The organism is Campylobacter sp. 2457A (genome assembly GCF_020135895.1).
Taxonomy (GTDB): Bacteria; Campylobacterota; Campylobacteria; order Campylobacterales; family Campylobacteraceae; genus Campylobacter_D; species Campylobacter_D taeniopygiae.
On record NZ_JACHTO010000001.1, the window covers coordinates 69,723 to 82,875 of the forward strand.

Annotated in this window: 12 protein-coding genes; 7 read left to right on the top strand and 5 right to left on the bottom strand. The window is 28.8% G+C overall.

Annotated features, from left to right (window positions below; all coding sequences use genetic code 11):
- The first annotated feature begins 116 nt into the window (after positions 1-116).
- Both H2280_RS00385 and H2280_RS00390 read left to right on the top strand, forming a co-directional pair.
- Entirely contained in the window at positions 117-362 is a 246-nt protein-coding gene (locus H2280_RS00385) for a YfhL family 4Fe-4S dicluster ferredoxin (protein WP_137623267.1), read from the top strand.
- Positions 362-1,825, top strand: coding sequence for a Ppx/GppA phosphatase family protein (locus H2280_RS00390; RefSeq protein WP_337215347.1), 1,464 nt, complete (start codon positions 362-364; stop codon positions 1,823-1,825). Before H2280_RS00385 ends, H2280_RS00390 begins: the two co-directional genes overlap by 1 nt.
- Positions 1,826-1,827: 2 nt before the next feature.
- Here the strand turns inward: H2280_RS00390 and H2280_RS00395 are convergent, their stop codons facing one another.
- The 3 genes from H2280_RS00395 to H2280_RS00405 are packed head-to-tail and all read right to left on the bottom strand — an operon-like array spanning position 1,828 to position 3,344.
- Complete coding sequence (locus H2280_RS00395) at positions 1,828-2,613, bottom strand: hypothetical protein (protein WP_337215348.1); 786 nt, start codon at positions 2,611-2,613, stop codon at positions 1,828-1,830.
- Positions 2,614-2,919 (bottom strand): flagellar motor switch protein FliN, encoded by a 306-nt coding sequence (fliN, locus tag H2280_RS00400; protein WP_137623270.1) that lies wholly within the window; start codon positions 2,917-2,919, stop codon positions 2,614-2,616.
- Positions 2,919-3,344 carry a chemotaxis protein CheX gene (locus H2280_RS00405; RefSeq protein WP_137623271.1) on the bottom strand — a complete coding sequence of 142 codons (426 nt, stop codon included), beginning with the start codon at positions 3,342-3,344 and terminating at the stop codon, positions 2,919-2,921. The genes fliN and H2280_RS00405 overlap by 1 nt, the downstream gene beginning before the upstream one ends.
- Positions 3,345-3,544: 200 nt before the next feature.
- On the opposite strand from H2280_RS00405, the gene H2280_RS00410 reads away from it, so the two are divergent.
- Complete coding sequence (locus tag H2280_RS00410; RefSeq protein WP_137623272.1) at positions 3,545-4,330, top strand: sulfite exporter TauE/SafE family protein; 786 nt, start codon at positions 3,545-3,547, stop codon at positions 4,328-4,330.
- Between the two features lie 52 nt (positions 4,331-4,382).
- Complete coding sequence (gene uvrA / locus H2280_RS00415) at positions 4,383-7,205, top strand: excinuclease ABC subunit UvrA (RefSeq protein ID WP_337215349.1); 2,823 nt, start codon at positions 4,383-4,385, stop codon at positions 7,203-7,205.
- 78 nt (positions 7,206-7,283) lie between these two features.
- Here the strand turns inward: uvrA and H2280_RS00420 are convergent, their stop codons facing one another.
- Together H2280_RS00420 and H2280_RS00425 are read right to left on the bottom strand one after the other, a co-directional pair.
- A complete protein-coding gene (locus tag H2280_RS00420) occupies positions 7,284-8,879 on the bottom strand; it encodes a disulfide bond formation protein B (protein ID WP_337215350.1) in 1,596 nt (531 codons plus the stop codon).
- Between the two features lie 11 nt (positions 8,880-8,890).
- A complete protein-coding gene (locus H2280_RS00425) occupies positions 8,891-9,058 on the bottom strand; it encodes a hypothetical protein (protein WP_171000065.1) in 168 nt (55 codons plus the stop codon).
- A gap of 151 nt (positions 9,059-9,209) precedes the next feature.
- Between H2280_RS00425 and H2280_RS00430 the strand changes: the two genes are divergently transcribed.
- The 3 genes from H2280_RS00430 (at position 9,210) to motA (ending at position 13,151) form a co-directional block, all read left to right on the top strand.
- Positions 9,210-9,653: a YqaA family protein gene (locus H2280_RS00430; protein WP_337200674.1), complete on the top strand. Its 444-nt coding sequence runs from the start codon at positions 9,210-9,212 to the stop codon at positions 9,651-9,653.
- Positions 9,654-9,722: 69 nt separating this feature from the next.
- Positions 9,723-12,365 (top strand): DNA polymerase I, encoded by a 2,643-nt coding sequence (polA, locus tag H2280_RS00435; protein ID WP_337215351.1) that lies wholly within the window; start codon positions 9,723-9,725, stop codon positions 12,363-12,365.
- Positions 12,366-12,374: 9 nt separating this feature from the next.
- A complete protein-coding gene (motA, locus tag H2280_RS00440) occupies positions 12,375-13,151 on the top strand; it encodes a flagellar motor stator protein MotA (protein WP_137623277.1) in 777 nt (258 codons plus the stop codon).
- Positions 13,152-13,153: the final 2 nt, after the last annotated feature.

Here is a 13,153-nt window from a genome sequence, read left to right on the forward strand (position 1 = left end):
AAATTTTACACCATTTCTTGGTGTAAAATTTATCTTTTTTATTTAATTTTATATTATATTTAAGTTTGATTATTGTATAAACTAGACAAATATTATTTAGTTTATGAAAGGTTATAATGGCTCTTTTAATAACAAAAGATTGCGTATGTTGCGACGCTTGCAGAGAAGAATGTCCTGATGAGGCTATTTATGAACATAGTCCAATTTATGTTATTGACGCTGATCTTTGCTCTGAATGTGTGAATGATTTTTCAGAACCTGCTTGCATAGTGGCCTGTCCTTATGAATGTATCATTCCAGATCCTGATAACATAGAAAGTATAGAAGAGTTAAAATTAAAAAATCGCAATAGAGATCTATAATGGCCAAAAAAACCGCTGTTGTTGATTTAGGATCAAATTCTATTAGAATGGTGATTTTTGAAAAAACTTCAAGATATGGTTTTTATACAACTTGTGAATACAAACGTAAAGTAAGATTAGGTGAAAATTCTTACAATAATGGTAAAATTCTTCAAGAAGAAGCTATGCAAAAAGCTGAAAATGCTTTAAGATTTTTCAAGCAATGCTCTTTAAAACACAAATGTAAAAAAATTTTCATCATAGGAACTTCAGCTTTAAGAGATGCCCCTAACTCTAAAGAATTTATAAAAAGAATCAAAACCAAGCTTAATTTAAATATACGATGTATTGATGGGAAAGAAGAAAGTTATCTAGGTGGTTTAGCCGCTTTAAATCTTTTAAGCCCTTTTAAAGATGCCACTACTCTTGATATAGGTGGAGGATCAAGTGAGCTTTGTTTGATTAAAAACAATAAAATAGTTTCTTGTATTTCTTTAGACATAGGAACAGTTAGATTGAAAGAATTGTTTTTTGACAAAGGAAAAACCAAATCTTTAGATCAGTTTATTGATCCTATTTTAAAACAAATTCCTAAAGAATTTTGCAATCACAATCTTATAGCCATAGGCGGAAGCTTAAGAGCTATTTCAAATTCTATTATGCAAAAAAATTCTTATCCTTTAAAAAATTTACACGATTTTCGTTATGATTTAGAAGAAGAAAGAGAACATATTGAAAAAATTCTTGAAGCTAAAGTTGATTCTTTGGCAAATTTTGGCATCAAAAAAGACCGTTTTGATACTATTAAAAAAGGAATTTTTATATTTTTAAAAATTGCCCAAAAACTCAATACAAAACATATTATAACAAGTGGAGTGGGAATTAGAGAAGGAATATATTTAAAAGATTTATTACGCCCAAACAATCGTTTTCCTGTCAATTTCAATCCTAGTTTAAAATCTTTACAAGATAGATTTCTACAAGAAGATAAAAATAATCATACAGCCAAATTTGCAATGCAATTATTCAATGCTTTAAAAAACATTCACAAAATTCATGATCATTATAAACAAAGCTTGTTAGCTGCAGCCAAACTATGTCATATAGGAGAGTATTTGAATTTTTATTTTTCAAATGAACACTCTGCGCATTTTGTTTTAGGTGGATTAAATTATGGTTTTTCACACAAAGAAAAAGTTTTAATCGCAAATATTATTAAGCTAAATGGAAAAAAAATCAACCCATATAATCTAGAGCCTCATAAACAACTTTTGCCTAATTTTCATATTCTTTCTTGGTTAAATTTCATACTCAATTTAGCAAAAACTCTAAACAATACCAATGAAAGCAAAATCAATTTTACCGTTTTAGATAATACGCTTTATATTTTTAATGAATTTAAAGAACTAAATTTACCAAAAGAAGAATTGAAAAAAATTGCAAAACCTGCATCAATAGCTTTAAGCTTTAATCAAAAGCCTTAGAGCTATTTTTTCTGACGTTGTTCTATAAGATTTTGTATGCGTTTTTTATTTTCCTCAAAAAAAGAATCAAAATTCTTTTCTTTTTTTTCTAAATCAATTTGCCCCTGCTCTGCTTCTGCACTCTCTAAAACAATATTAGAATTACCTATTATCATAGTATATCTTTTATGGGCGTATTCAAAAACGACTAATTGATTGTTTTTATCTAAAAATCTTTGAAAAATCATACGAAAATCTCTTGAAATACCGCTTTTTTTTGAAATCAAAGAATTTTTAAGCCACCAAAGTATTATAAGTAAAATTATTAAAATCACCATAACTAAAATATAGTTTGTATAATCATATTTAACCAAATTTGCATCCTTAAATTCAAATGAAGTTTCTTTTTCTTGATTTGATTTCAAAATAGAATCTTGACTCAAATTTTCTTGTTTATTTTGCTGTGTAACTCGAATTCTTACTCCGAATTTATCATTAATAGAACTCACATTAAGTGAAATATTTTGTTTGTTTTTTAACATGATATAAGTATCATTATTTTTCGAGCTAATACTAACTCTATCAACGAGTTTAGAATTTAAATTTTTTAACTCGTCTTTAGAATACGTTAATTTGCTAAAAGTTAAAAGAATAAAATTCTTATCTTTTGTTTGAGAAATTTTTCCATTATAAGCATTATCAAAAGAAAGCATCAAATCGACTCGATCATTTCTATCATAAATATTATAATCGACTAATTTAACCGCAAACAAAGGCAAAGTCAAAAAACACAATAAAAAAAATTTCATTTATATTTCTTTTTTAAAATATTGAAGCACAGTTTTAGAATCTAAAATTTCATTAATCCTTATCGCTAAATTTTTCTCATAAACCATAACTTCACCCTTGCCAAAAATACGTTTATTGATATAAAGTTCCACGCTTTCACCAGCAGGTTTTTCAAGATCAATCACTGAACCTACTTCTAATCTTAAAAGATCTGCCACACTCATATTTGTTGTACCAAGCTCACTGACAAAATCTACACTGATATCTAAAATATCTTCATAAGATTGTAAAAGTCCGTGAGTTTCAAATTCTATTTCATTGCTCATTATTGACAATATCCTATTCTAAAACAATAATCTTTAAAACCATAAGTTAATGACTGGTCTAAAATAATATTTGGATTATGTATTCTTCCTAAATATTCTGGTATGCCGAGTTTATACTCATCATCACCACCTTTAGCATCATTGAGTAATTTTTTCGCATATCCTACAATCTGATTAGCACATTCTTTAACAAGATCACACCTATCATCTTCTTGAAAATCTTCCTCTCCAATGAAAATGGTTGAAACTAAATGTAAAAATTCTGTCGAAAAAAATAAATAAAAATTATATTCTCTACCGCTTTTTTCTACCACAGAAATGCTAGAGCCATAAAATTCACCTTTTAATTCTTCAATGGGTTCCATATGAACCTGTAAAATGTGCTCAAAAAAATGTATTATGGAATATTCAAGAGTTTTTAACATAATCTATTAACCGCCTTTAATTAAAACCCTATAATTATTATAAAATATAATAAAATAAATTTGCTTATAAACTATTTATATCGAATAAATAATGCGAAAATTATAAATACCAAAATACCTTTTAATATTAAACATAAGATAATACTTAGCTTAATAAGATAAAATATTTAACTTAAAAATAACAATTACTAGGAAAAATTATGGATTTTTCAGATCTACCTTATTTATTAATAGGCATATTTTCAGGTATAACTTCAGGTCTTTTTGGTATAGGTGGAGGTATGGTTATCGTTCCTGCGATGCTCGTTTTAAATGAGAGTTCCCATCATGCAATTGGAATTTCAATCTTGCAAATGATTTTTGCTGCAATTTTTGGATCTTATATTAATTACAGAAAGAAAAATTTAAATATTAAAGATGGTATCGTTATAGGACTTGGCGGGCTTTTAGGCGCAAGCTTTAGCGGATTGCTTTTAAAATTTTTAAATGATATTAGCCTAACAACAATCTTTTTATGCGTCAGCTGTGTTTTTTTTATAAAATATGCTTTTGGCTTTAAAGAAAATGCCGTTAAAAGTGAAAGAAGTGCTTTGCAAAAAAATATTATTTTATTTATAGCTGGCTCTTTTACTGGAATTTTTGCGATTTCTTTGGGTATAGGCGGAGGACTTTTGATCGCTCCAATTCTGGCTTATTTTTTAGGATATGATAGCAAAAAAGTAGTTTCTTTATCTTTATTTTTTGTTATTTTTGCTTCTATTTCTGGGATTTTGTCTTTATCAACTTCAGGAGTTATTGATCATGTAGTAATTCATAAAGGTATTATTGTAGGCATTGCCTCTATGATAGGAGTTTTCATTGGTATAAAAATCATTGAAAAAATGCAAATTTCTTCTCATAGAAAAATTTTACTTTGCATTTATGCCTTATCCATACTTGGGACAACTCATTCTTTACTTAAAAAACTTGCAATCATAAGCTTTTAGTAAAATTGTGTTAAAATTTTAATTTATTTAATATAAATTTTTAGGAAAAATGATGAATGATAAAATTAAAATTATCGGTGCTAAAGAGAATAATTTAAAAAATATTGATCTTGAAATTCCAAAAAATAAACTTATAGTTTTTACAGGGCTTAGCGGTAGTGGAAAATCAACACTTGCTTTTGGGACACTCTATGCTGAAGGACAACGCCGCTACATAGAAAGTTTAAGTGCTTATGCAAGGCAATTTTTAGATAAAGTAGGCAAACCCGATGTAGATAAAATAGAAGGCTTAACTCCAGCTATTGCCATCGATCAAAAAACTACATCTAAAAATCCTCGTTCTACTGTCGGGACTATCACTGAAATTTATGATTATCTAAGACTTTTATACGCAAGGATAGGCATTCAACATTGCCATCAATGCGGTCAAGAAATTTCATCCATGAGTGCTAATGATATAGTCAATGAAATTTTAAAATTTCCTAAAGGGGCAAAGATTATTATTTATGCACCTTTAATAAGAGAAAAAAAGGGCACTTATACTGATTTGCTTGAAAATTTACGCAATAAAGGCTACGTTAGAGCACAAATTGATGGAGTTTTAGTTAGACTTGATGAAGAAATAGAACTCGCAAAAACAAAAAAACACACGATAAAATTAGTCATTGATCGCCTTGAAATTAGTGAAGATTTACTTTCAAGACTTGCAAGCGATATTGAAAAAGGTTTGGAAGAAAGTTTTGGAGAGATTGAAATCGAAGTTTTAAATCACGAAGAAGTAGGCATCAATAAACACTATCACTATAGTGAGCATTCAGCTTGTTTTAATTGTAAAATTTCTTTTGTTCCTCTGGAGCCTTTAAGCTTTTCATTTAATTCTCCAAAAGGTGCTTGTCAATCTTGCGATGGCCTAGGCATTCGTTATACCTTGGATATGAAAAAAATCATCGATGAAAGTTTAAGCATAGAAAATGGTGCTGTAAAAATCATGTATGGCTTTAACAAAAGTTATTATTATAAATTTTTAATCGCTTTTTGCGAACAAAATGAAATTTCTATCAAAAAACCTTTTTTAGAGCTTAGTGAAGAAGAAAAACGTCTTGTATTATACGGCAATGCAAAAACTATAGAGTTTTTTTGGAAAAGAAATCGCTTAAAAAGAACTTTTGAAGGCGTTGTTAAAATGGCTTATGAAATGCTAAAAGATGAAAAAGACTTGGGTGAATATATGAGTGAAAAAATCTGCAAAGATTGTCAAGGACACCGTTTAAAACCTGAAAGTTTAGCTGTGCGTGTTGCCAAAAAAGATTTGGGTGAAATTTTAGATATGAGCATAGAGGATAGCACGACTTTTTTTTCCAATGAAAAAAATTTCTCCTATTTAAGCAAACAGCAAAAGCTTATTGCTAAACCTATTTTAAAAGAAATCAATGAAAGACTTTTCTTTTTATATGATGTAGGTCTTGGTTATCTTTCTTTGGGGCGCGATGCAAGAACTATTAGCGGAGGGGAGGCACAAAGAATTCGCATTGCTTCTCAAATTGGAAGTGGATTAAGCGGGGTTATGTATGTCTTAGATGAACCAAGCATTGGACTTCATGAAAGAGATACAGCAAAACTCATTAAAACTTTAAGAAATTTACAACAAAAAGGCAATACCTTAATCGTTGTAGAACATGATAAAATGACTATAGAAGAAGCAGATTTTATAGTCGATATTGGTCCAAAGGCAGGAAAATTTGGAGGAGAAGTTGTATTTTGTGGAACCTACAAAGAGCTTTTGAAAAGCAAAAGTGAAACTGCGCTTTATATGAATGGCAAAAAACAAATTTCACAACTTCACAATAGAAAACAAGAAGAATGGCTAGAGCTTAAAAATGTTAATATTAACAATATCAAAAATCTAAACGTTAAATTTCCTTTACAAAATTTAGTTGCCATTACCGGCGTTTCAGGATCAGGAAAAAGTTCTCTTATACTTCAAACCCTTTTACCTTTTGCTCAAGAAGAATTAAATCGTGCCAAAAAAGTTAAAAAACTTGGTGGTGTAGAAATTGAAGGACTTGATAAATTAGATAAGGTTATTTATCTTGATCAAAGTCCTATAGGAAGAACTCCACGTTCCAATCCTGCTACCTATACTGGTGCTATGGATGAAATAAGAAATCTTTTTGCAGCTACTAAAGAAGCAAAAATGCGAGGCTATAAAGCGGGGCGTTTCTCTTTTAATGTCAAAGGGGGACGTTGTGAAAAATGTAGCGGCGATGGAGAAATTAAAATAGAAATGCATTTCTTACCTGATGTTATGGTGGTTTGCGATACTTGCCATGGCAAACGTTACAATGATGCTACTTTAGAAATCAAATATAAAGGCAAAAATATAAGCGAAGTATTAAATATGAGTGTTTTAGAGGCAAATGAATTTTTTACTTCAGTGCCAAAAATTCGCCAAAAATTAGAAACTTTAGTTAAAGTGGGACTTGATTATCTTACTTTAGGACAAAATGCTACAACTTTAAGTGGTGGAGAAGCTCAAAGAATTAAACTAGCTAAAGAATTAAGTAGAAGTGATACTGGAAAAACACTTTATATCCTTGATGAACCTACTACTGGACTTCATTTTGAAGATGTTAATAAACTTATTTCTGTATTACAACATTTAGTTGATCTTAAAAATTCTGTTTTTGTTATAGAACATAATTTAGATGTCATTAAAAATGCTGATTATATTATCGATATGGGTCCAGAAGGCGGGATAAAAGGCGGAAAAGTAATCAGCACAGGAAGTGTAGAAAAAGTAGCTAAAGATCATAAAAAAACAGGGTCTTATACCGGATATTATCTAGATTTAGAACTTAAAAATATAAAAAATTAAAAATGACACAAGTGCAAAAAATAGTATTTTTTAAATTACTGATTATCTTGCCATTAAAATTTAACAACAAATTAAAACCTATAAAGGATTTTTATAGGTTTTAATAATATCTTTATGATTATTTGTACGATCTAAAATATAAATGATATCATTTTTTATGGCCATAGATTTTGGATTTTCAAGCCCATTTATTGTATATGCATCTATAATTTTAGCATTCTTATAATCAATCACAAGCATAGTGCTATAACGCAAACTTAAAGCTAACATTTTATCTCCAACTATATCGGTTGCAACAATATAATAATCATTAATATTTCTATCTTTTTTAAGCTTTAAATTTTTATCCACACTTAAAACAGATTCTCCGCTTAAAAGATAATCTTTTGTACTTGCATAAGATAATATAAGTTTAGGACTAAATTGATTTGGAACCGTAATAAGATATAAAAAATTACCATCACTGGTATAAGAATGAACATAATTTTGCTTAGATCTTATGGTTAAAATATATTTTCTTAAAGGCTCATACCACCCTTCCTTGTGAGAAAAAAATGCTGGCATAATAGATCCACTAGTTTGTTTAAATGCTTGCCATTCAAGCATAGGATCAATTTTCACTTCTTTAGAAACTTTTTGAGTTCCACTAAAAGTTTTATTAAAAGCCCCTATAATCAATTTATCGCCAACAAAAGTAGCGCCAACTATATACTTCATATCATTACCATTGGTTTTATCAAATAAAACGAAACCATTTGATCTGTTAAAATCTTTAGTATAAACCACAGCCATTTCATTGGTTATTAAAGCAAACTCGTCGCTATTTTTATTATAAGCTATAGCATTAATTGATTTAAATTGATTTAATTCTGGAATAGTAACTTCATAACTGCGATTAAGAGATACAATACTCTTATTGATTTCAAAGGCACCTTTAGAGCTATCTCTTTCAAAAGTTAAATTTTTTGGTTCATTTAAATCTTTGATAAATACACTTTCTGGAACATTTTTACCTAAAAGATTAAATTTAGCTAACCTACTCCAAACTTCAGTTGTCCAAGTTTTTGTCATAATCGACATATCAAAAGTCAAACGATCAGGATTAGATTTTCCAGTAAATGGAGGAATTCCATTAACAATTAAGGCTTGAAAAGCATTTGAGCAAACCACTATAAAAGAAAGCGTAAATACAATTTTTGAATATAGACTTAAAGGCTTTGGTTCCATTTTTTCACTCGCTAAATCTCGCATCATGGAACTTTTTTTACGTATAAAAAGAAGAGCTAAACTCATTACTACTACAACACACCAATAAACTACAACAGCCCAAGTATAAGTATGAGCTCCTACAAGCTTATCTCCAAGTCCTATACCTATATCTCTTTGCCACCAACTAGCAGTATGGCGAATTCCCATATAAATTCCATAAGATGCAAATAAAAAAACACAAACAATATATTTTACCTGTGGTCCATAACGTAAAATAAACATTCCTAAAACACCTATAATCACCATTCCTATGCGTTCAAACCAGCAAAGAGTGCAAGGTGATTCATTGTGAAAATATCCTAAATATATGTTAGCAAATCCAACCGGCACAGCGAGTATAAGCAATACCGCAGTTGTCATAAACAGATAAAAATACTGATCATTTTTATTTAAATAAGCATTCATTGTTTCACTCCTTACCAATTACCGCTTGGAATAACAGAATCAAAACTAGCTATTAAATACATAAAATAATTTAAACATGCACCTATAAGAAAAATTCCAAAAATCAATCTTTCTCTTTCCGGCTTTATCAATATAAGCAATATAGAAATTGCTAATAAAACAAGTATAGTAAATTCCATAAACTGACTCCTTGATTTTGAAGATTATAAATTATATAAAAATAAAAATTAAATAAAAATTATAATTTTTTAATATAAAATTAATATTTTATAAAAATATAGACATTTTAAACAATTTAAAATATAATATTATTTTATTTGGCGGATTAAAATGTTTGATTTTTTATATAGTGATATAAGCTATTTAGGGCTTTTTTTAGTATGCTTTCTCTCAAGCACTCTTTTGCCTTTAGCAAGCGAAGCTTTTGTTTTAGGTTTTATAAAACTCAATTTCAACCCAACACTTGTGCTGATAATAGCTACCTTAGGCAATACTTTAGGAAGTTTAAGCACCTATGGCTTAGCTTTTTTGGGTAAAAAAAATATTTTGGAAAAATATTTTAAAAAATCTTTAAAAAAACTTGAAAAATGGGATACAAATTTTTTTAAATTTGGTGCTTTTTTTGCTTTTTTTACTTTTTTACCTTTGGTTGGTGATATTTTTGCACTTGGACTAGGTTTTGCTAAATATCCTTTCTTAAAAAGTACCTTTTTTATTTTGCTTGGAAAATTTAGCCGTTATTTTTTTATCATTTTTTTATCAAGTTATTTTTAAAATCATAAGTTTTTAATATAAAAATTGACATAATATAAAAATTTTAATCCAAAAATTAAGAGAAAGATTTTGAAAACTTTAACAATTATAGATACTTTTGGCTTTTTTTTCAGACTTTTTTATGCTTTAAAAGGTTTTAAAAATTCCCAAGGACAAGCTAGTGGAATGATTAGTGGCTTTGCTAATTTCATTTATAGTTTAAAAAATGAATATCAAAGCGATTATATTATCTTTGCGCTAGATTCTAAAGGAAAAACTTTTAGAAGTGATATCGATCCAAATTATAAACAAAATAGAACTCCTCCGCCTCCTGAATTATTAGAACAAATTCCAATCTGTATTGACATGATAGAAAAAATGGGGTTTATGAATATTTCTTGCGAAGGATATGAAGCTGATGACATCATCGCTTCTGTAGTGAAAACTTTTAAAAATGAAGATGTTTTTATCCGTATTATCACTCAAGATAAGGATCTTTATCAACTTATAAAAAATGAAAAAACAAGCATTTATAGTCCTATTTCAAAAAATGAATACAACGAAGAAGCTTGTTTGGAAAAATATGGTGTTAAACCTTGTCAAATTAGAGATTTTTTAGCACTTTGTGGGGATACTTCAGATAATATTCCAGGAGTTAAAGGTATAGGAGCTAAAGGAGCTAAAAAACTACTTGATGAATTTGAAAATATTGAAAATATATATGAAAATCTAACATTGATCCGCAATGAAAGAACTCGTTCTTTGCTTTTAGAAGGAAAAGAGAATGCTTTTTTGAGTAAAAAACTCACTTCCTTATATGAAGATTTAAAATTTGAAAATTTACTCGAAAAAGCTGTATTTCCTAAAGGTGAGCCTCTTTTAAATGTGCTTGAAATTCTAAAACATTATGAGCTTAATTCCTTGCTAAAAAAATTACATAACAATTCCGAAAGCTACGATAAAAAATTAGATTTTAAAGCTAATTTAATTTTAGATGAAGATAAACTTTTTGAAATTTTAAATTCCCTTGATCAAGAAAGCGTTGTTGCCTTTGATACAGAAACTACAGGACTTGATACTAAAGAAGCTAAAATTGTAGGATTTAGCTTTTGCATTAGCGAAAATGAAGCTTTTTATGTGCCTTTAACACATAGCTATTTAGGAGTAAAAGAACAAATTTCACTTTCAAGTGCCAAAAAAGCAATAGAACTAATTTTTAGACATTTCATAATAGGACACAATCTAAAATACGATTTTCAAATCATTCAAAACAATTTTGCTTTAAATCCCCCAAAAAATTACGCAGATACTATGATTTTAGCTTGGCTTTTTAATCCATCTTTAAAAGTTAATATGGATGATTTAGCCCTTAGACTTTTTAATCATGAAACCTTACATTTTGAAAATCTCGTAAAAAAAGGTGAAAATTTTGCAAATGTAGAACTTGAAAAAGCTTGTCAATACGCAGCTGAAGATGCTTACATTACCTTAAAATTTTATCTTTATTTTTTAAAAAATCTTGATCCTAATTTATTAGAAATTGCTAAAAATCATGAATTTAATTTTATAAAAATCATTATGATGATGGAAGAAAATGGAATTAAACTTGACACACAAGCACTTGAAAGTTTAATGAAAAAATTTGAAGGTGAAATCAAAAATTTAAGCGAAGAGATTTACACACTATGTCAAGATAAATTCAATCTTAATTCACCAAAACAAGTGGGTGATATACTCTTTGAAAAATTAAAACTTCCTAGCGGTAAAAAAACTAAAACAGGTTATTCTACAGATGAAAAAGTTTTAAATGAAATCATTGATCAACATCCAGTTGTAGCTAAAATTCTAGATTATAGAGAGCTTGCAAAACTTTATTCTACCTATTGCGAACCTTTAATAAAACTAGCTTTAAAAGATAAAAATTCACGTATTTATTCAAGTTTTTTACAAACTGGAACCGCCACAGGGCGTCTTTCTTCAAAAGATCCAAATTTGCAAAATATCCCAGCTCATGGACAATATGCCAAAGATTATAAATCATGTTTTATTTCACAGGATGGTTTTAGTTTTATTAGTCTTGATTATTCTCAAATAGAGCTTAGAATGCTCGCGCATTTTAGCGAAGATGAAAAACTCTTAAATGCTTTTGAAAACAATGAAGACATTCATGCTAAAACAGCTTTAATGATTTTTGGTGAAAACAACTATCAAACAAGAAGTGTAGCAAAAAGCATTAATTTTGGCCTTATTTATGGAATGGGCTATAAAACTTTAAGCAAAAATTTAAAAATTGAAACCAATCTTGCAAAATCTTATATAGAAAAATATTTTGAAAATTTCACTAGTATTAAAAATTATTTTGAAAAAGTCAAAAAAGAAGCAAAACAAAATGGTTTTATTTCAACCTTGCTAGGGCGCAAACGTTATTTTGATTTTGAAAATGCAAAACCTATGCAACTGGCTATGTATGAAAGAGAAAGTATTAATTCCATCCTACAAGGATCGGCTGCAGATATCATAAAATTAGCCATGATAGAAATTTCAAAAGATTTAGATGAAAATAAAAAACTCATTTTGCAAATTCATGATGAATTGATTTTTGAAGTTAGAGATGATTTATGTGTAAATTTTGTTAAAAAAGCTAGTGATATTATGGAAAATATAGTAAAATTAAAAGTAAAATTGCAAACAAGTTCTAGCATCGCCAAAAAATGGGGCGATTTAAGCAAATAAGGAGAAATAATGGATCTTTCAACCATACTAGGGATGGTTCTTGCGGTAACTAGTATTTCTGTAGGGGATATATTAGAAGGGGGAAATCCTTTACATGTTATTCACCTTTCTTCTTTTCTTATCGTTATGCCAACTGCCGCTTTTTGTGCAATGACCTCAACTCATAAAAAGATTGTTAAGGCAGCTTATAAAGAATTAAAAATTGTTTTCAAGGGTTCAGGAGTTAATTTACCAGAAAGAATAGCTCAATTGATCGAATTTGCAGTTATAGCACGTAGAGATGGACTTTTAGCTCTTGAATCAAGAACTAATGAAATTGAAAATGAATTTTTAAAAAATGCCATGATGATGCTTGTTGATGGTAAAAGTTTTGAAGAAATTCATGAAAGTATGGAAATTCAAACCGAACAATTAGAGGAACACTATAAAGAATGTGCCGAATATTGGATAGTCTTTGGAGAAACTTGTCCGACTATGGGACTAGTTGGAGCGGTTTTTGGTTTGATTTTGGCTCTTAAACTTTTGGATAACCCTCAAGCAATGGCGGCAGGTATTTCAGGTGCATTTACAGCTACGGTTACGGGAATCTTTGGAGCATACGCTTTATATACTCCATGGGGTAGAAAATTAAAAGCCAATGGTATGGAGTTTGTTAAAGAACAAATTGTAATTACAGAAGCCGTTAAAGGAATAGCAGAAGGAGCAAACCCTAGAGATTTAGAAGCTAAACTCTTTAATTTCTTAAGCCATGATGATGTAAGAATTTCACAATTTGATAAAGGTTAAAA